The sequence below is a fragment of the Frankia tisae genome (assembly GCF_025403405.1).
In the GTDB taxonomy this organism is placed as follows: Bacteria; Actinomycetota; Actinomycetes; order Frankiales; family Frankiaceae; genus Frankia; species Frankia tisai.
Genome location: NZ_JANEZT010000004.1, coordinates 1 through 19,671 on the forward strand (window position 1 = coordinate 1; position 19,671 = coordinate 19,671).

The following is a 19,671-nucleotide window of genomic DNA, read 5'->3' on the forward strand; positions in this document are numbered from 1 at the left end:
GGCTCGACGTCAACCGCCCGCCACGGCTACGCCCACCCCAGCGGGCGTCCACCTTCGCACTGCCCGCGGCGCCGGAAGAGCCCCGCCGAGCGCCTGTCCCCGTGCTGGCCACGTTCCTTCCCCTGCTCGCCGCTGTGGCGATGGCCGCGGTGCTGCACACGCTCTATGTCCTGCTGTTCGCCGTCCTCGGACCGTTGAACCTGATCCTGTCCGTGGTGAGCGGGCGCCGGCGGGACCGCCGCGAGTTCCGCGAGGCCACCGCGCGCCATCGCCGACTGCGCGACGAGGTGGAACACGCGGCGCAGGCGGCGCTCGAAGTGGAGTGCGCCGAGCGCCACGCCGAGCAGCCCGACCCGGCGAGCCTGTTCGCCACGGCCTGGCAACGAGATTCCGGGCTGTGGGTGCGACGCCGGGGCGACGCCGACTACCTGCGGCTTCGCCTTGGCATCGCGCACCAGCCAAGCACCGTCCGGATCACCGACACCCCCGATCACCCGGCCGACCCGATGCGCGCCGATCTGCCCGCCGTGGTCTCCCTGAGCGAGAACGGCGTCGTCGGGGTCGCGGCGCCGGGCGCCCGGTCCCAGGAACTCGGCTGTTGGCTCGTCGCGCAGGCCGCCGTTCTGCACAGCCCCGAGGAACTGACGATCCGCGTGATGACGGCCGAGGCCGACCGTGCCGCCGGGTGGCGCTGGATTCGCTGGCTGCCGCACTGTCGTCCCGCCGCCGAGGACGCAGCGGTGCGGTTCGCGACGAACGAGGCAGACCGGGTCGCGTGCGTCGCCGAACTCCGCTCGCTGATGCAACGCCGCGCGGGTTTGCCGCCCGACCGCCGCCCCGCCGGCCCCGACGTCCTGCTCGTGCTGGACGGCGCACGCTCGCTGCGGTCGGTCACCGGAATGATCCAGGTGCTACGCGCCGGCCCGCCGGTGGGCATTCACGTGCTCTGTCTGGAGGCCGACGCCCATGATCTTCCGGTCGAGTGCCGGGCTGTGGTGGAACCCGACGGCGGGCATCTCACGGTGCGCCAGGACCGGGCAGGGATGATCAGGAATGTTCATGCCGACCTCATCGGTCCGGCCGGGGACGGCGGTCACGCACCGCCCGGGGCGGCCCGTTGGCACGAGTCGGTGGCTCGGGCACTCGCGCCGCTTCGCGTCGCGGCCGACGACGACGCCGCGCTCCCCATGGCCGTGCGGCTGTCGGACATCATCGGCGGGGGCCGACCGGCCGCGTCGACGATCCTGCGGAGATGGTCGTCCGCACCGGCCACCGGGGCCCCGCCGGGAAGCCGCCCCGTTCCGGTCGGAGTCGCCGGCGGCGGGACGTTCACTCTCGACCTCTCCCGCGACGGCCCACACGGACTGATCGCAGGTACGACCGGATCGGGCAAATCGGAACTACTTCAGACGATCATCGCCGCGCATGCCGTGACCTACCGGCCCGACGAGCTGGTGTTCGTGCTCGTCGACTACAAGGGTGGTAGCGCGTTCGCCGAATGCGCCGCGCTGCCGCACACCGTGGGTCTCGTCACGGATCTCGACCCGCATCTGGTCCGCAGAGCCCTGACCTCGCTGTCCGCCGAGCTACACCGCCGCGAGGCGCTCCTCGCCCGGTTCGGCGCCAAGGATCTCGACGCTCTACGCCGCGCGGCGCCGGGTGCCGGTCCCGGCGAGCTGGCGATCCCGCCGCGGTTGGTTCTCGTCGTCGACGAGTTCGCCACCCTGGCCCGGGAGCTGCCCGACTTCGTCACCGGGCTGGTCAGCCTCGCCCAGCGCGGGCGCTCCCTCGGCATCCACCTGCTCCTGGCCACCCAGCGTCCAAGCGGCGTCGTCTCCCCGGAGATCCGGGCGAACACGAATCTGCGCATCGCCCTGCGGGTGACCGACGGGGCCGAAAGCGAGGACGTCGTCGGCTGTTCGGACGCCGCCGCGATCGTGCCCACGACCCCCGGCAGGGCAGTCGTACGCACCGGGCCCGACCGGCTCACCACCGTGCAGACCGCCTGGGTGGGCAGTCCGGTTCGGCCGGAAGGCGACGAGACCACCGGCGCGGCCACTGCGCGCGTGACCCTGTTGGCGTGGCCCAAGCCCGGTGCACCGGGGCCGGGGCCGGGGCAGCGGCCTAGCGTCGCGTCTCGGGACTGCGCGGCCAGCGATACCGAGCTGACCGTTCTGGTGCGGGCGGTCCGCGAAGCCGCGACCGTCCTGAGGCTTCCTACCCTTCCCAGTCCCTGGCTTCCGCCGCTACCGGAGCGGATTCCTCTCTCCTCGCTGCCGGCAGCCGCCGGTTCCGACGAGCGGCATGCACGCCACGCGGGTCCGCCCGGGCGGCGCCGTTCCGGACCCGGCCGCACCCGCGCGGTGCTCGCCCCGGTCGCCATCGGCCTGTCCGACCGTTGTGATCGCCAGTTGCAACAGTCCCTCACGTTGGACCTGGAGGGCGGCGGCCATCTGATGGTCGTCGGCGCGCCACGGTCCGGTCGTTCCACGGCCCTGCGGACCGCGGCGGGGGCGATCGCCGGCGCGCTGTCCCCCCGAGACGTCCACCTCTACGGGCTGGACTACGGCGGCGGCGCACTGGCCGCCCTGACCAGCCTGCCGCACACCGGCGCGCTCGTCGGCCGGGACGATCCCGAGCGGGTCGGGCGGATGCTCGCCCGCCTGACCGTCGCCGTCGAGCAGCGGCATCGGCGCCTCACCGCGGACGGGGTGGCGGATCTGCGGGAGGCGCGCGCCGTCACCAGAGGCGACCCCGCTGTCCGCCCGCCTTACCTGGTGCTCCTCCTCGACGGCTTCGAGGGTCTGCTCGCCGCGTCCGAGGACTCCGACAGTGGGGAACTCGTCGACAGCCTCCTTCGGCTGTTACGAGAGGGTCCGGCGGCTGGGCTGAGGGTGATCCTGTCCACGGATCGGCGCGGGCTGACCGGCCGGTTGGCCTCCCTCATCGACGAGCGGCTGATCCTGAGGATGGCCGATTCCGGCGACTACGCCCTGGCCGGCATCTCGGCCGCGAACATGCCCGAGCGGCTGCCCCCCGGGCGGGGGGTCGTGATCGGAGGTCGCTTCCCGACCCCCGTCGAAGTCCAGGTCGCCCTGCTCGATGCGGAACCGACCGGCCGCGCTCAGGTGGCGGCGTTACGAACCGTGGGCGCACAGGTCCAGGCCGCTGCCGCGGTGGGATCGGTCGGGGCCGATGACCGCCCCTTCCGCGTCGAGGCGCTGCCGGACTGCGTCACCCCCGCCCGGATGGCCGCCGCCGTGCAGGTCCGCCAGGCCGCCTCGTCCCGTCTCCCACCCATACCCCGGCTACGAGCCGTCCTCGGACTCGGCGGAGACGAACTGGACGTGGTCGACATCGACCTCGGTGCGGAGCCCGGCTTCGTCGTGGGCGGGCCGCCGCGCTCGGGGCGCAGCTCGACGCTGCTCACCATCGCACTGTCGCTGCTGGCCGGCGGTGCCGATGTCGTCGCGGTGACACCGCGCCCCTCGCCCCTGCGCGCGCTCGCGGGCCATCCGCGCGTGCTGGCCGTGGTGGACGCCGGTCTTGACCACGTCGCCGGGTCCGGCGACATGGTCGGGTCCGGCGACATGGTCGGCGCGGCCCTGCCGTTCCCGCCCCGTGGAACGGCCCGTCCCACCGCCGAAGCGGTCCCACCCTGGGTCGTCATCCCGGGGGAACGCCCGCCGGTCGTCCTCGTCGACGACGCCGAGCTGATCGGCGAGCCGGCGGCCACCGAGCTGGCGAGCTTCTGGCAGCAGGCCCGCGACGCCGGGGGCGCCCTCGTCCTCGCAGGTTCGACGGAGGAGCTGGTGCTTCAGTACCGCGGCTTCGTCGTCGACGTCCGCCGTGCGGGACACGGCCTGCTGCTCGCCCCGAGACGGCCCGTCGACGGAGAGCTTCTCGGTCTCCGGCTCCCTCGGGCCGACCCCGGACCCGTCCCAGCGGGCCGAGGCCTGCTCATCCAGCGTGGAGTCCTGCTCCCCGTCCAGGTCACCTGCCCGCCGGCCGCCCTCCCCGGCCCGCTCCGTCCCCGATCCACCACGAAGGGAATCGCATGAGAACTGTCACGACCCCGGCGGCGATGCAGGCCGCCGCCCGAATGAGCCAGTTGCTGCCCAGTCTGCAGACGACGGCCGGGAACCTCATCGACCACGGCAACACCCTCGCCGACCCGCACAACTGGGAGGGCCCGAAGGCGCAGGTCTTCCGCGGGCAGGTCTGGCCGGAGGTGCAGCATGCGCTCACGAACCTGCACGCCGATCTCACCGAACTGGCCCAGGGCATCACCGAGATCAACAGGCGGACCGCCGCAGCAGGAAGCTGATCGTCGTCGCTTCACCCACGTCGCCCTCGACCGCCTGTTCCCATGCCGGCCGAAATCATCCTGGAGGACACCGTGACCTCACCGTCCGACATCACCGTTCGCAGCACCCCGCAGGCCATAGCCGCGGTCTCGGACCTCGCCTCGATCGTCAACGGTCCGCTGCTCTCCCGCTTCGACGAGCTGCGGTCCACCGCGAGAACCCTCACCGACCCGGAGAACTGGGATGGGCGCGGCGCGACCGAGTTCCGCACCACCGTCTGGCCCGGCTACGAGCGCACCCTCACCGAGCTGCATGCCCAGCTCGACCAGCTACGCATCCGGCTCGCCGACATCCAGAGCGAGATCCAAAGCGCCGGTTGACCGGTGCTGTGCCCTGCTGTGTCAGTGACGAGACCCAGCCGCACCCCTCAGCAGACCGACCGCCGCCTCGGCGCCAAGCAGGAGGCAGGCCCGGGCGGTCCGGACGACGGCCTCGGCAATCTCCATCTGCAGCAGCGACCGGCCAGAGCCGAGATCGAACAGATCGGCAGTCGGATGCCGCTCCGCGAAACGGGCGGCGGCCGCCGACCAGGCATCCGCAGGAAGCGGGGCGACCCATCCACCGAACGCGACCGAGACCCACTGCCCAGAGCGGGGTGCCGACCCGCACAGGTTCAGCCGGGTCGCGACATCCTGGTCGCCGAGGCCAGCGGCAAACGGTGTCGGGGCGAGCAGCAGCAGCCGAGAAACAGCCGAACCGCTTGCCGTCGCCTCGGTCGACGGCTCCTCCGCGGGTGACATCGATCCATAGACCGGGTGCGCCGAGGACACCACGGGCGGCGGCCAGGGCACCGCGACGGGGCCGGTCTGCGCGTTCGATGGCACATCCGCGGTCACCGCCGTCGCGAAACGCAGGCCGTGTGCGACCGGACCACCCCACAGCGCGAGGCTCCCGTACGGGGCGGCCCTGATCAGGGAACGCCCCGCCGTGACCGGTGCGCTGTCGACGCGTCGCCGCTGGTCCGTCATCCCATGCCTCCACATCGAACCGCGAGCAATACTTAGGTTCGCCTAACTTAATAGAGGAGGCGATGATGCGCCACAGCCTGGTGGCCACGCCGAGACGCCACCAGGCCGAGTCCCGCACGGACGGGGCGGTCCGGTCCCGCGAACCGGCGACCCAGGAGGAACCGAAACTGGTCGCGTCCCCACCGACCTGTCCCGTCGACGCCCGTCAGACAGGCGCCCGAAAGCCGGGGCCGTCAGGAACGAAGCGGAACGTCGCGGTCACCGCGCCGAACACGCTGTGCAGCGCGTTGATCACCATGACGTTCGGGCTCCGGCGCTCGACCTGGGCCACGCGTGGCGCGCCCAGCGTCGACGGCTGGGGCTCTCCTGTACTCGGCGCGCGCCGACCAACACCACGGGCTCACGAAGCACGAGATTACTCAGTGCAAGGTTGAATCCGGACAATTAGCCTTGGATCGGGTACCGAATGCTCATCGTGCGTGAGAGATCCCGTATCCGTCATCCCCGCGTTCCCGCTCCGCGACCGCACTGGTACGGTTACACCTGGTTCGTCCCGCTGTCGCCGTCTCGGCGCAGCAGCGTGAGGAGGCCGGATGCCCACTGCGCGCTGCCCGCAAAGGGAGCTCCGGACGACGCCGACTGGCGGTTCCGGCCTCGCCGCATCCCCCACCGACTGCTTCCGAGCATGTCCGCGTTCAGCGATCCGGGCGTCCGGCTCCGGGATCGGGTTAATCGTCACAAGAAGGCCAGAGAACTCTTACTTCGCCCCGGATTCCCGCGGCAGTGGACCTAGCATGAGCGCCACGCGACGTGCCCTGCGGACCGACGCCGCCCCTCGCCCGGCACGCACGTCCGCCCGACCCTGCGCCTGATCGGGGACGAACCATGTCGACCACGCCGTTCCCCTCGGCACCGTCGCCCTCGCATCCGCCCGCCCCGGCGGGAACCCCGGCCGCACCGGAACCCCCGCTGCAGCCAGGCCCACCGCAGCCAGCTGCGAAGTGGCGGCGCGGCCCGGCCGCAGGAGCGGTGGGCGGCGGTCGGGCCGCCGGCCCCGCAGCCGTGCCGACCCGGCAGGCGGTGCCGCCGGTTCCGGCCGAGCAGCGCGCGCGGGAGCGGCTGCAGGCAGCCGGGGCGATCGCGGCGATCGCCGTGGCCGTTCTCGGCATCCCCGCGATCCTCGCGCTGGTGCTCGGCCCGCCGATCCAAGGCGGCAGTGGGGCGGGCGGAGTCGCCCGGGCGATTCTGGCCCTGCTGTTCTGGGCGGCGTGGGCGCACTTCATCGCCTGTCTCGCTGCGGAGTGGCGCGCGGAGGTTCGCGGCAGCGGCCTCGCCCCGCGAATCCCCTTCGGCGGCGCCCCCCAGACGTTTGCCCGCCGTCTCGTCGTCACCACACTGTTGCTCTCGGGCACCACAGCTCTCGTGGTTCCGGTGACCTACGGGCAGGAGACGGCCCGCGGTACGCGGCCCGGGGCGGCCGGGGCGCTGCGGGCCATGCCGGCGGCGGCTCCGCGCCCGGAACTGACGCCACCTCGGGTAGCGGATGGCGACGACCCTCCGCGTGCGGCCACGAACCGCGGGACTGGCCTCGGCACCAGGGTCACACCCGACGACACGGACCTACCGGTCCCGGCCCCCCGTGGGTGGGCCGCCCTACCCGTCTCGTCCACCGGCCGACCCGCCAGGCCCGCCGATCGAGCCACGTCGCGCGGCGGCGGTCGCTCGGCGCCTGAGGTGCCTGCGGGCGACGGCGGGTATGAGGACGCTCCCTATCGCGGTGATCGGCGCGACGGCTTCGACGACCCGGATGACCTGGATGACCTGGATGGCTTCGACGGCTCAGGCGACTTCGACGGCTCAGGCGACTTCGACGACTCGAACGGCTTCGACGGCTCGAATGACTTCGACGACTCGGACGGGGCGTGGACAGCGGGATTCGCCGCGCCGGTCCCCCCTGCGCGGAAGCCCGTCTTCGGCCAGGACGAGCTGTTGCCGCCCTGGCACGCGGACCGCCCGGAGCTGATCAGCCCGGCTGCGGACCGGCACGGCCGCCTCGTCCCCAGCGAGCGAGTAGTGAAACTGTACGAGGTACGCCCGGCGGAGGGACGCCATCACGACACCCTCTGGGGCATCGCCGAACGCTTTCTCGGTGACGGGTTGCGGTACCGGGAGATCTTCGATCTGAACGAGGGCCGCACCCAGCCGGATGGCCGGGTGTTGTCAAAGCCATCCCTCATCCACGCCGGGTGGATCCTGCTCCTGCCCGCCGACGCCCAGGGCGACGGCCTGCGCGTGCTGCAGATGCCCGAGGGCACCGCCGGCCCCCCGCAACCCTCGGTTGACTCCGACGGCGATGATGATCTGGGCGATTTTTTCGATCACGACGACTTCGGCGATGCCGCGGACGCCGATGCCGTCCTCGACGCCGGGTCCGGTGAAATCGAGAACCGGTACGAGGCAGCGCACCTTCCGGCCGTGCCAGACGCGCCGGAACCGGCGGCGGGGCAGCTGGTGGCCGCCTCCCTCGCGCCGCCACCGGATTTCCTGGGAGTCGCGGCTGCCGGCCTGCTCGCGGCCGGAGTGATGGTGGCGCTGGCCGGGCGCCGCAGCGGTCCGGCGCAACCACCACAGGACGCTGCGGAACGAGCGCTGCTGCTCGCCGCGGATACCGAGGCAGCCCGATTCATCGACCGGTCACTGCGAGTACTTTCTGCCTCACTCACCGGTCAGGGTCGGCTGCTTCCCGCGGTCTACGCCGCCATCCTCACCGAGGAGGCGCTGATCCTGCACATGGCGCCGGCACAGGACGAGCCGCCACCGCCGCCCTGGACGGTCGGGGAGGTTCCCGGATCCTGGTGGATCGAGCGCACGCCCGCGCTGCAGGCGGGGGCGGGCGGTGACGCCGCGATCCCGCCAAGCCCCGCGGTGCCCGCTCCGTTCCCGGCGCTGGTCAGCTTCGGACATGACGACGCCGGCTCGCGCATTCTCGTCGACCTCGAGGGCGCCCCCGGTGTGATCGGCCTCCTCGGTGACCGCGCGATCGCGACGCAGATCGTGATCGCCGTCGCCCTCGAGCTAGCGACCAATGTCTGGTCGGACGACCTGCGAGTCTGTCTGATCGGCTTCGCCGACGACGACCTCGACGAGCTGCTGACGATCGCCCCGCAACGGCTGTGGACCGCGGTCAGCGTTGCGGAGGCCCTCGACGAGCTGTCCGGGCCCGACGACGAAGATGCGGACTTCGACGGCGGAACCGCTGACGACTTTCCACTCGAAGCGGGTCAGCGGATAGCCGGCAACCCTGGCGCGCTGGCCCCCGACCTGCTCGTCCTCGCGGCGCCGCCGCACGAGGCCGACATCGCTCGGCTGACGAGAATGGCGCGGGGACGCCGGCACGCCGTCGGCGTCCTCGCCGTCGGCGACTCCCCGGCCGCCCGGTGGCGGTTCACGGTCGGGCCGGACCGTCGGATGTCGCTGGGCGTGCTGGGCGTCGAGGTATGGGCCCAGTCCATCACGGGACCGGAGTACCAGGCGATCGCGGCCCTGTTCCGCGAGGCAGACGCCGCAGCCTATCCGGCTCCCGCCGGGCCGGCCGATGACAACACGCCGCCGCAACCGGGTCCGGCGTCTCCCCCACTCGTCGTCGCCCCGCTGTCGCCGCCGCCCCAGCCACCGCCGGCGGCGACGGGACCCGCGCGCGTCGGCGGGGCGTCGCAGGCGGCCCCCGGCGGGACGGTGCCCGCGACGGCGCACCCCGCAATGGAGCACCCCATGCCGGGCGACGAGATCACCCGACCGCCGGCCCGGCCCGACTCCGTTCCCGGCGTTCTGCCATGGACGCCGCAGCTCTCGGCGATCCCACCCGCGCCCGGCCCGCGGGCCTCCGGTCCCCCCGCGGCAGACGAGGATTCCACCCGGCCGCCGGCGAACGGCCGCCGGGCTCCGCTCGGACCGCCGCCCGCCCCGCTCGCCTCCCCGAGTGGTCCGGCGCCACCCGGACCGACAGCGCCACCCGGACCGACAGCGTCCCCGATCTCCGTGCCTCCTGGCGCCGAGCCAGCGCCCCGGACGACACCGGCATCTGCCCCGACTCCCACGCCGCGCCTGGCAGCACTCGGTGAGACCGACCCGGACGACACCGGCTCCACGCTGCTGTCCCATCCGAGCAGTCCGCTCATCCGGCCAACTGACATTCCCCACGTGCCTGCGGTGCTCTACTTCGAGACCCCGCGCATGCGGGACAACCGTCAGGCCCGGACACCAGCGGGCACAGCGGAGCAGATGGCGGATGCCTCTCCGGCCGCGATACCGGCCTCGCAGCCGACGCCCATGCCGTTCCCGGTGCCTCCCGAGCGGGTGCCGACTCCGCCGCGCCCAGCATTCCCACCACGTCCGCCGATTCCGCCACCCAACGAGATCCCCGGCGCAGCACCGGCAGAGCCAGCACCAGCAGAGCCAGCACCAGCAGCACCGGAACCAGCAGCACCGGAACCCGGCGGGCCACAACCCGCGCAGACCGCACGCACCCAGGGGTCGGGAAACTACTCCGACGGGGAGACAACCATTCCGAGCGGCCGGGGTTGGCCGGCCGGCCCAGTTCTGCCCTCGCCAACGACAGCGGCAGCGCCACCGCCGGCCGTGACAGCCACGCCGGCGGCGGTGCGCGAGCCGCGGTCCGCCGAGCCGATGGCCACGGGCGAAGCCCAGGTCCGCGTCCTGGGGCTGCCCACCGTTGAAGGACCGGGCCGGCAACCGACGGACGACCTCGATCTCCTGACCGAGATTGCCGTGTACCTTGCCCTGCACCGCGAGGGCGCGCACCGTCGGCTGCTCGCCGAGGAGATCTGGCTTCCGGACGCCGCGGCCGGCGACGACGCCGTCGACGCCGCGCTGGGCGAGGCCCGCCACTGGCTCGGAGTCGACGCCGAGGGGCGGCCCCGGCTGTCCCTCGACCCGCAGGGGCGGTGGCGGCTGAGCCCGGACGTGCGCTGCGACTGGGAGCTGTTCGTCGCCTACACCCATCGGGCCGGCATGCCCGGGGGCGACACCGAGGCGGATCTGACAACGGCCCTGCGGATGGTCAGCGGCCCGCTGTGGACGAACCTGCCCACCGGTCGGTACCGGTGGGCGACCACCGGCCCCATCGCGCGGAGCACCCGGGCCGGTGTCGTCGATGTGGCCCACCGCCTCGCCGAGCTCACGCTGGGCTTCGGAGACACGATGACGGCCATGGCCGCCTGCCGCACCGGGTTGCGGGCGGTGCCGGCATCCGAGGCGTTGTGGCGTGACCTGCTGCGCACCGTGTCGGCCCGGGGCGATCGCCACACGCTCGAGGCGGTGACCACGGAGATGTACCGGACCATCGGTGCCGGCGGGACCCGGCGGGGTGGCCGGGCTGAAGCCGAGACGGACGCGCTGGTCCAGACGTTGCTGCCGGGGTTTCGGCGGGCGCGGAAATGAGACAGGGGTGGATCACGAGGACGCCGGCCCGCCGCCGGCCGCCGGCCGGACGGGGCATTGTTCGCCCGCTGCGTGATCCGGGCGAGGGGCGCGCAGCGCGGGCGCGAAGGCGGCGATCGTCGCGAGCAGGACAAGCACGACCGTCAGGGCACGGTGGAGGCCGATGAGTTCGGCGAGCCCACCCACGACCGGCGGTCCGGTCAGCCAACCGGCGTAGCCGACCGTGCTGACCACGGCGATCGAGGTTCCCGTTGACGCGTCGAGCCCGCCCGCCGTGGAGAACACGGCCGGCACCACGCAGGCGGTGCCGACACCGAGGGCGCCGAAACCGATCACGCCGGCGGCGGACCCGAACGGTAGGGCGCCGACCGCGAGCGCGCCGGCGAACCCCACGCCCGCGACCGCCGTGAGGCCTCGCACCGTCCGCGTCGGGCTGTACCGCACCATCACGCGATCGCCGACCAGGCGCACGGCGAGCATGCACACCGTGAACGCCACGAAGCCCGCCCCGGCGACCCCGGCAGCCGCCCCCGTCACCTCGGCGAGGTACACGGCGCTCCAGTCCGCGGCCACCCCCTCACACAGGAAGCTCCCGAACGCGACGGCGCACAGCGCCGCGAACTGCCCCGACAGCCGGCGGCCGCGCCGCCTGCGCACCCGCTCAGCCGCCGCCGTCGCCGCCGTCGCCTCCGCCTCCGACCGCCCGACGGCGAGTTCCGGGCTCGATTTCCCGCCGGCCGACTCCGCCATCGGCGCCGCCGGATCCGCAAGCATCCACCAGGTGGCAGGTAGGGCGATGACCAGGCCAATCGCGCCGAGCGCAACGAGCTGGGCGCCGACGGGTACCGCCAGCGCCGCGGCGGCGGTACCGATCCCGGCGCCGGTCAGCGCGCCGGCCGTCCAGGCCGCGTGCGCAGTGGCCATGATCGGCCGACCGTAGCCGCGTTCGACCTCGACGGCCTGGGCGTTCGCGGCGATGTCGAGGCCACTGCTGGTAACGCCCCACAGGGCGAGCAGGGCGAACAGCGACCACTGACCGTCCACGGACGGAAACAACGATCCGACGGCGCAGTAGCCGGGGAGGGTGGCGCGCACCACCGGGACGCTGCCGAAACGGGCCACCGCGATGCCGGCGAGCCACAGGGTCAGGACGGCACCGACCGGTGCGCCGAGCAGGGCCAGCCCCAGCTGCCCGTCGCCGAGGCGCAGGTCGGCCTTGATCTGCGGCACCCGCGGCGCCCAGCTCGCGAGCACCAGAGCCAGGACGAACAGCGCAATCATGGTCGCGGTCCGCGCATGGGCGAGGCGCCGACGCCGCAGCGGGCCGTTCCCGCCGGTCACGGCCGCACGCCCCATGTCGTCACCCGATCCCCAGCGGCACTGCACCGCATACTGGCCGGATGCGGCTGATCCTGCTGTCCGATACGCATCTTCCGACGCGGGCGCGGGCGTTGCCCGCCGAGCTGTGGACCCCGGTCGAGGAAGCGGACGTGGTGCTGCACGCCGGCGACTGGGTCGGCCGGGACGCCGTCGACAAACTGGCGGCGCGAGCGGAGCGGCTGATCGGCTGCTACGGCAACGCCGACGGACGTTCGACTGGGCGGCGCCCGACGAGCAGGTGCACGCCTTCGTCAACGACCCGGAACGGACGATCGGCACCTACCTGTACGGACGCCGCCTGTACGAGGTGATGGCGGCCTGGGAGCGGACGAGGTCCGCCGGCTGGTCGCCGCAGCCGAGGGCGACGTCTCCATCGGCGGCCCCACCCTCGCCGGCCCCACCCTCGCCGGCCATGCCATCAGGGCCGGCCTGGTCGACGAATGCCACCTGCACCACCGCGTTACCGGCGCTTTGTAGCGACGCGCCTCCTGAGGACGAGGACGCGGATGCGGACGGCCGAGGCTCAGGCCACTCCGTCGGCGGCGAGGATCCGGCGGGTGTGGCGGCGCAGCCGGTCGGCCTGCCGCCGAAGCTCCTCGGCCCGTGCGTCCAGCTCGCGCCGTGCCGCGATCAGACCCTCCACGGGCACCACGTCGCTGCCGAGCACGTCCCGGGCAGTCCCCGCTCCGGGCGTGTGCGCGCCTGATCTCGCCTTGGGAACGCCTGGCCCGGACGCGGACGCACCTGGCCCGATGGCGGCCGCCGTCGATCCGGTCGGGCGGCCGACGTGGCGGACCGCGCGGCCAGCGCCCGACCCGGCCGCCGACCCGGCGGCCCCTGGCATCGGCGCGTGGGTCCCGGCCACGGTTCGGCCGTCGAGTTCCGTCCGGATGGCGGCGGTGCCGACCCGGGCAACCCCGGCGGCGGCACGATCAGCGAAGGCAGAAGCGGCAGCGGCAGGAGCGGCAGCGGAGGCAGGAGCGGCAGCACCGGCGGCGCGCGACGTCGGGCGCCGCCGGTGGGAATCGGGGCGCGCGGCCAGGACCGCGGCGACTGCCCGCGCCGGCCGGGGCGGGCGCAGTTGCTCCTCGAAGCGGTCCCGTTCGTCGGCGAGGCACGCGAGTTCCTCGCCGATCCGGTCCAGATCGCGCTGCAGGCGGCGGCGCAGGCGCCGAACCGCCGGCCCGCTCGGCCCAGCCTGCCGGCTGCGCCGCAGGTCGTGACGCAGCCGCTCCAGGTCGTGGTGCACCTGCTCCTCCAGCCGGGACAGCCGGCCCTGGGCCTGGCGCGCCGCCAGCCGCGAGAGCTGCCCGGTGATCAGCGGCGAACGCGCCAGCGCCCGGACGCCGACCGTCATCACGATCAGGCCGAGCAGCTCGCCGGCGAGCGCGAGCGGAGTCAGCCGCAGCTCGCCGCCGAGCAGCCCCACGCCGATCGCGACACCGGCGAGCGGCTCGACGCTGACCGACGCGGGCAGCGACGCGGGCAGCGGGGCCATCTCGTAGGCGCTCTGCGCGAGCAGTGCGCTGATCACCGCCACGGCCGCGACGGCCCAGGGGAGCCAGGACCGGGCGATGGCGTCGACGCCGTCAGCGGTCAGCAGGTGACCGGCGGCACTGACGAGCGCGGCCTGCAGCGCGGACAGCAGACCCGCGGCGCCCGCCAGCAGCGGCGCGCGGCGCACGGCCGCCAGCCGCCGTGTCCCCCAGACCGCGCCGAACACGACCAGCCCGACGAGGATGCCCGTCAGCACCCAGCCACCTGAGGTCGCGGCCTCGGAATCGCCCGATTCCGGCTTGCCGGCGAACACGAACAGGGCGAGCCCGGCGGCGGTTGCCGCGGCGGCCAGCCAGTCCCGCCGCGGCACCACTCTGCGTGCGAGCAACGCGGCGAGCGGCAGGGCGAACAGCAGCTGGCAGATCTGCAACGGTTCGACGAGCGCGACGGCGCCGTGGGTCAGCGCGGCCCCGGCCAGCAGGCTGCCCAGGGCGCCGATGGCGACGCCGAAGTCCCACAGCGGTCGGCGCACCAGCCAGAGCAGCAGCCGCAGTCGCAGGACGTCGCCCGGTGGCGCGCGGAAGGCCACCCGCTGCTGGATGACAGCGGCCACCCCGAAGCACACGGCGGCTCCCAGGCCGAGCAGATAGGTCGCCACGCCTCCTCGATCCCGCCGTGCTCCCGTCGCGCCCGCTGGCGACGGTCCGTCCGTCGCCGCGTGACGCCGGCCCCCGGCGTTGCCCGGCCCGTTCAGCGGCCGGTCCCCACAGGGTGTCATGCCGGTGGCCGGATAACGGTCGCTGGTCGTTCATCCGTCCCCGTTCGGGCGCCGCGGGCGCTACATCTCACACCGGGCGCCGACCGCAACCGCTCCACAGGCATGCCGGGGCGGCGCGCACGCGAACATCTCCGGCGGTATGAAGGGACGGCACCCCGATGTGACCGGAGCGACAGAGGCAGAGGTGGAAGATGCCGGTGGACACCCGGACGACCCCGGAGCATGACGACGCCCCGGTCCGGTACGACGTGGCCGACCAGGTCGCGACGATCACCTTCGATCGTCCGGACAAGCTGAACGCGCTGACCGTGGCGATGGGTGACCGGCTGTTTGCGCTGCTGCGGCGGGCCGACGCCGACCGGCAGGTCCGGGCCGTAGTGATCACCGGCGCGGGACGGGCCTTCTCCGCCGGCGCGGACCTCGCCATGCTGGCGCACACCCCGGTCGACGAGCGGGACTCGCTGATCGTCGCGCCGGAGAACGGCCCCGCGATGATCCGCTCGCTACGCCTGCCGGTGATCGCGGCGATCAACGGGCCGGCGGCCGGGCTGGCGTTCGCGGTCAGCCTGGCGGCCGACATCCGTTTCGTCGCCGCGGACGCGAAGCTGTCGTTGCCGTTCTCCCGGCTGGGCCTGTACTCGGAGTACGGGTCGGCCTGGCTGCTGTCCCGGCTGGTCGGTGCCGGCGCCGCCGCGGACCTGCTGCTGTCCGGCCGGGTCTTCCTCGGCGCCGAGTCGGGCGAGCTGGGGCTTGCCCAGCGGGTCCTGCCCGCCGCCGAGGTGCTGCCGGCCGCCTTGGACTATGCCCGCGACCTGGCTCTGAACTGTTCGCCGGACTCGCTGGCGATGATCCGCAGCATGATCGACGACGCCGCCGTCTCGCCGCTCGCCGAGCACTACGCGGCGACCGTGCCGGTGATGCGCGCCGGCCTGCGCGCGTTCGACTTCGACGAGGGCGTCGCCGCCCGCCGGGACAAGCGCGCCCCGAAGTTCCGCGAGCGCATTCCCGGCGGGGGGTGACGGGGACCCGGCGTGGGGCATCGATCAGACTAGGGACGTCTGGGTACAAGCCGACGCATTGCAACATCGAACCGGCGCGAGGAGGCGTTTACGGTGAGTGAGCAAACGGGGACAGCCGTGGTGACCGGCGGCGGGACGGGGATCGGCCGGGCGATCGCGCGGGCGCTGGCCGAACGCGGCGACCGGGTCGTCATCGTCGGGCGCCGCCCCGATCGGTTGGAATCCGCGGCCAAGGACATCAACGCCGAGGTCGGCGGCCCGCCGGTCCTACCCTTCGCCGCCGACATCACCGACCCCGACCAGGTCGAACGCCTCGCCGGGTTCGTCACCGGCGAGTTCGGCACCCTGGATGTGCTGGTCAACAACGCGGGCGGCACCCACTCCGCGCCGGTGACCTCGCTGCACGACCTGGCGACGAGGCACACGGCGCTCTACCTGCAGAACGTCGTCAGCGCCCTGCTGGTCACGCAGGCGCTCGGCCCCGCGATCCGGCGGCCGGGCGGGCGCATCATCATGATCAGCTCCAGGTCGGCGCGCAGTGCCGGCGGCGATCCCGGCTACGCCGCCACCAAGGCGGCGCTCAACCGGCTCGTCGTCGGCCTCGCCAACGACTACGGCCCCGACGGGGTGACGGTCAACGCCGTCGCCCCGGGCTACGTGCCGGACACCGAGCTGTACTCCGGGGCGATCCCGGCCGAGTGGCACGAGCGGATCGTCGCGGGCATCTCGGTGGGCCGCGGCGGGGAGCCCGCCGAGATAGCCACCGTGGTCCGCGACCTCGCCGCGCCGGGTTCGTCGTTCGTCAACGGCACCGTCATCGAGGTCGACGGCGGCCTGCGGCCCAGCACCTGAGCCGCCGATCTGTGCTGAGCGGACGGCGGCGCCGGCCGCCGCGTGCCGTCATCGTTCTGCTGGCTTGTCTCCTGCTGGTCGCGGGCTGCCTCGGGCATGATCCGGACACCGCCGGCGGGGACGGCGCCCGCAGCGCGACGCCCCCGGCCAGGGAGGCGCTGGGCGCGGCCGTCGGGTCGGCCGGGCCGACCTCGTCGCCCGCGCCCTCCCCGGCGTCGAGCCCCTCCCCGACGGCGACGGCCAGTGACGCGGAGACGGCGTGGGTGGAGTCGACGCTCACCCGGATGACTCCCGAGCAGCGGATCGGCCAACTGCTCATGGGATACGTGTTCGGGACGTCGGCGGACGACCGTGGCCCGACCGCGCTCGCCGGCAACCGGACGGTCGCGGGCACCGACACGGCCGCCGCCGCGGTGCGCGACCTCGGGCTCGGCGGTGTCGTCCTGTTCGACGCCGGCGGCACGGGCCCCGGCGCGTTACCCGACAACATCGTCGCCCCCGGCCAGGTCCTCGGCCTCACCGCCGGGCTGCAGGGCGCCGCCGCGATCCCCCTGCTCGTCGCCGTCGACCAGGAGCAGGGGCCGGTGATGCGGATCCGCGACGGGGTGACCCTGCTGCCCGACCAGCTGGCGCAGGGCGCGAGCGGCCGCGTCGAGGACGCCCGCGACGCCGCCCGGGTGACCGGCGCGGACCTGCGCGCGCTCGGCGTCAACGTCGACTTCGCCCCCGACGCGGACGTCAACACCAACCCCGCCAACCCGGTGATCGGCGAGCGGTCGTTCGGCGACGACCCGGCCGCGGTCGCCCGCCTCACCGCGGCCGCCGTGGGCGGGTTCGCCTCGGCCGGGGTGGCCGCCGCCGCGAAGCACTTCCCCGGGCACGGCTCGACCTCGGTGGACAGCCACCTCGACCTGCCGGTCGTCGCGTCCTCCCGCGCACGGCTCGACGCCGTCGACCTGGCACCGTTTCGGGCCGCCATCGCCGCGGGCGTGCCGATGGTGATGGTGGGGCACCTGCTCGCCACCGCGTTGGACGGCGCGTCCCCGGCGTCGCTGTCCCCGGCGGTGGTGACCTCGCTGCTGCGCCGCCAGCTCGGCTTCGACGGCGTCGTCGTCACCGACGCGCTGAACATGGCGGCGATCACCAAGCAGAACTCGCCGGCCGAGGCCGCCGTGCGCGCCGTCCTCGCCGGCAACGACCTGTTGCTGATGCCGCCCCGGCTCGTCGAGGCCCGCGACGGCCTGCTCACGGCGATGCGCACCGGCCGGGTCCCGGCCAGCCGGATCGACGATTCGGCGCGCCGCGTCCTGCACCTGAAATGGCGCCTCGCGCATGCCACCCAGGCGCCGGCCGGCGACGGTCCCGCCGTGGCCGCCCGCGTCGCCTCCCGGTCGGTCACTGTCCTGGCCCAGGACTGCGGGGTCCTCCCCCTGCGCGCGGGTAGCCCGGTCACGGTCGCCGGCTCGTCGACGGCGGCCGACCGCCTGCGCGCGGCGCTGGCCGCCCGGGGGATCGTCGCCGCACCACCGAGTGCCGCCGGCGGCACCTCCGCCTCGGCCACCGGGACCACTCCGGTGACGATCATCCTTGCGGGAAACGCCGGCCCGCCCGCCCGCGCCGCACCCGGCACGGTCGTCGTCTCCACCGCCACGCCCTACCACCCGCCGACCGGCGCCGCCGCGTGGCTGGCCACCTACTCCACCGACCCGGCCTCTCTCACGGCCCTGGCCGCCGTGCTCACCGGCGCCGCCCCACCGCTCGGCCGTCTCCCGGTCGCCACGACCGCCCCCGCGGGCCGTCCCCTCTCCCGCGGCTCCGGCCTGACCGCCCTGCGCCCCTGCTGAGGAGTTACGGCTTGCGGCCGATGGCGCCGTAGGCGCTGACCTGCGCGTCGGTCAGGTCGGCCGGCACGGCGGCGTCGGGCCGCCAGCGGTGCACCGACACGAGCCCCGGGTCGATCAGCTCCAGCCCGCCGAACAGCGCCTCGACCTCGGCGCGCGTCCGAGGCCGCAGCGCAATCCCCTGCGCACGGTAGGCCCTGGCGCCGGCCTCGATCGACGGGTCGTGGTCGGGGGTGAGATGAGACAGGACAAGGTGGCTGCCGGCGGGCAGGGCGTCGACGAGCCGGCGGACGATGCCACCCGGGTCGTCGGAGTCGGGCAGGAAGTGGCCCACCGCGAGCAGCGACAGCGCCACCGGCCGGGCCAGGTCGAGGGTGTCCACGACCTCCGGGGCGGCCAGGATCCGCCTGACGTCCCGCACGTCGGCGTCGAGGTAGGCGGTCCGCCCCGTCGGGGTGCCGGTGAGCAGCGCCCGGGCGTGGGTGAGCACGATCGGGTCGTTGTCCACATAGACGACCCGGGCGCCCTCGACGGCCTCCTGGGCGATCTCGTGCAGGTTCGGGCTGGTCGGGATCCCCGTGCCGATGTCGAGGAACTGGTCGATGCCGACCTCGCCGGCCAGGTAGCGCACCGCCCGGGCCATGAACGCCCGGTTGGCCCGGGCGGCGGTGCTCGCGTTCGGCGCGACGGCCCGAGCCTGCTCGGCGGCCTTCCGATCGGCGGGGAAGTTGTCCTTCCCGCCCAGGTAGTAGTCGTACATCCGAGCCGGGTGAGGCAGGTCCACCCGCAGGTCCACGACTACCCCTCACTGTCACATGTCGGCCCATACCGGCGCGAACAACCCCCCGTGCCGCTACGAGAATACGAGAGAGGGCCGAACCGCCACCCGCCCGGTGCCTCGTCGGGAAACGACGACGCCATCGCAGGTGGCGGCCAGCCCGTCACTCGACCTCGACCATCCGGTGGACATCGAAAGCGACGATCAGGTCAGCCCAGGACGCGTAGTGGTCGACGTCGCGCCCGTCCCGGGTCACCCGAAGGACCCTGGCCGGGCGGTCGGGAACGGTCCGCACGACTGCTTCCTCGATCAGATAACCCTGTGGTGTCATCCACTTCATGGGTCACCGCCTCTCCTGACCCTCTCCTGACCCTCTCCTAGCCTTGGCGGGGGTCACCGTGTGCTCGCGGTCAGCGGTCCCGGCCGAACACCCTGGCCGGGGCTTCGATGAGTCTGCCGTGCCGGTCGTAGATCGCGACCCCCGGTGATTTCAGCGTCGGGACGCTGCGCCGCAGGTGGTGAGCGCACAGCAGGAGGTCGATCTCGTGGGCGCGCGGCCCGACCGGGGCGAGCACCACCTGCGCGACCGGCTCGGAGGGGCAGCAGCAGGACCGGCTGCCGGGCTCGATCGCCCGGTGTGGCGGCCGCGGGTCCGCGCCAACCGCGCGGTTGGCGGCCTCCGGCCTGGACACCGCGGCCGACTCGGACCGATGCATGGCGGGGAGATTCAT

At 73.9% G+C, this 19,671-nt stretch carries 16 protein-coding genes; 8 read left to right on the top strand and 8 right to left on the bottom strand.

The features are described 5' to 3' along the window. The 3 genes from NBZ85_RS00845 to NBZ85_RS00855 form a co-directional block, all read left to right on the top strand. On the top strand, positions 1 to 4,061 hold a 4,061-nt coding region (locus NBZ85_RS00845; protein ID WP_261561358.1), incomplete at its 5' end, for an FtsK/SpoIIIE domain-containing protein. Then, the gene (locus tag NBZ85_RS00850; protein ID WP_261558343.1) at positions 4,058 to 4,327 is read left to right on the top strand and encodes a pyrophosphorylase; all 270 of its coding nucleotides are present in this window, start codon (positions 4,058 to 4,060) and stop codon (positions 4,325 to 4,327) included. The genes NBZ85_RS00845 and NBZ85_RS00850, both read left to right, overlap by 4 nt. A gap of 42 nt (positions 4,328 to 4,369) precedes the next feature. Then, on the top strand, positions 4,370 to 4,687 hold the full coding sequence (locus tag NBZ85_RS00855; protein WP_261558342.1) for a hypothetical protein: 318 nt from the start codon (positions 4,370 to 4,372) through the stop codon (positions 4,685 to 4,687). Positions 4,688 to 4,708: 21 nt separating this feature from the next. Here the strand turns inward: NBZ85_RS00855 and NBZ85_RS00860 are convergent, their stop codons facing one another. Then, positions 4,709 to 5,335 (bottom strand): hypothetical protein, encoded by a 627-nt coding sequence (locus NBZ85_RS00860; protein WP_261558340.1) that lies wholly within the window; start codon positions 5,333 to 5,335, stop codon positions 4,709 to 4,711. 205 nt (positions 5,336 to 5,540) lie between these two features. After that, the gene (locus NBZ85_RS00865; RefSeq protein ID WP_261558333.1) at positions 5,541 to 5,666 is read right to left on the bottom strand and encodes a hypothetical protein; all 126 of its coding nucleotides are present in this window, start codon (positions 5,664 to 5,666) and stop codon (positions 5,541 to 5,543) included. A 698-nt stretch (positions 5,667 to 6,364) separates the two neighbouring features. On the opposite strand from NBZ85_RS00865, the gene NBZ85_RS00870 reads away from it, so the two are divergent. Next, entirely contained in the window at positions 6,365 to 10,795 is a 4,431-nt protein-coding gene (locus NBZ85_RS00870; RefSeq protein WP_261561360.1) for a LysM peptidoglycan-binding domain-containing protein, read from the top strand. A 12-nt stretch (positions 10,796 to 10,807) separates the two neighbouring features. On the opposite strand, the gene NBZ85_RS00875 is transcribed toward NBZ85_RS00870, so the two are convergent. Then, positions 10,808 to 12,151: an MFS transporter gene (locus NBZ85_RS00875; RefSeq protein WP_261561361.1), complete on the bottom strand. Its 1,344-nt coding sequence runs from the start codon at positions 12,149 to 12,151 to the stop codon at positions 10,808 to 10,810. A 44-nt stretch (positions 12,152 to 12,195) separates the two neighbouring features. On the opposite strand from NBZ85_RS00875, the gene NBZ85_RS33650 reads away from it, so the two are divergent. Beyond that, complete coding sequence (locus NBZ85_RS33650) at positions 12,196 to 12,486, top strand: metallophosphoesterase family protein (protein ID WP_261556466.1); 291 nt, start codon at positions 12,196 to 12,198, stop codon at positions 12,484 to 12,486. Here the strand turns inward: NBZ85_RS33650 and NBZ85_RS33925 are convergent. Continuing rightward, on the bottom strand, positions 12,455 to 12,622 hold the full coding sequence (locus NBZ85_RS33925; protein WP_261556485.1) for a hypothetical protein: 168 nt from the start codon (positions 12,620 to 12,622) through the stop codon (positions 12,455 to 12,457). The genes NBZ85_RS33650 and NBZ85_RS33925 overlap by 32 nt on opposite strands. Positions 12,623 to 12,698: 76 nt before the next feature. After that, positions 12,699 to 14,330, bottom strand: coding sequence for a DMT family transporter (locus tag NBZ85_RS00890; RefSeq protein ID WP_261561362.1), 1,632 nt, complete (start codon positions 14,328 to 14,330; stop codon positions 12,699 to 12,701). 311 nt (positions 14,331 to 14,641) lie between these two features. Here NBZ85_RS00890 and NBZ85_RS00895 point away from each other — a divergent pair, with 311 nt between their 5' ends. The 3 genes from NBZ85_RS00895 (at position 14,642) to NBZ85_RS00905 (ending at position 18,165) form a co-directional block, all read left to right on the top strand. Next, on the top strand, positions 14,642 to 15,469 hold the full coding sequence (locus NBZ85_RS00895) for an enoyl-CoA hydratase-related protein (protein ID WP_261556468.1): 828 nt from the start codon (positions 14,642 to 14,644) through the stop codon (positions 15,467 to 15,469). A gap of 93 nt (positions 15,470 to 15,562) precedes the next feature. Continuing rightward, positions 15,563 to 16,321, top strand: coding sequence for an SDR family NAD(P)-dependent oxidoreductase (locus NBZ85_RS00900; protein WP_261556469.1), 759 nt, complete (start codon positions 15,563 to 15,565; stop codon positions 16,319 to 16,321). A gap of 11 nt (positions 16,322 to 16,332) precedes the next feature. Continuing rightward, positions 16,333 to 18,165: a glycoside hydrolase family 3 protein gene (locus NBZ85_RS00905; protein WP_261561363.1), complete on the top strand. Its 1,833-nt coding sequence runs from the start codon at positions 16,333 to 16,335 to the stop codon at positions 18,163 to 18,165. 4 nt (positions 18,166 to 18,169) lie between these two features. Here NBZ85_RS00905 and NBZ85_RS00910 read toward each other — a convergent pair whose 3' ends face one another. From NBZ85_RS00910 to NBZ85_RS00920, 3 genes are all read right to left on the bottom strand, one after another. Next, complete coding sequence (locus NBZ85_RS00910; protein WP_261556471.1) at positions 18,170 to 18,958, bottom strand: SAM-dependent methyltransferase; 789 nt, start codon at positions 18,956 to 18,958, stop codon at positions 18,170 to 18,172. A 145-nt stretch (positions 18,959 to 19,103) separates the two neighbouring features. After that, positions 19,104 to 19,271: a hypothetical protein gene (locus NBZ85_RS00915; RefSeq protein ID WP_261556472.1), complete on the bottom strand. Its 168-nt coding sequence runs from the start codon at positions 19,269 to 19,271 to the stop codon at positions 19,104 to 19,106. 79 nt (positions 19,272 to 19,350) lie between these two features. Further along, complete coding sequence (locus tag NBZ85_RS00920; RefSeq protein ID WP_261556473.1) at positions 19,351 to 19,671, bottom strand: hypothetical protein; 321 nt, start codon at positions 19,669 to 19,671, stop codon at positions 19,351 to 19,353.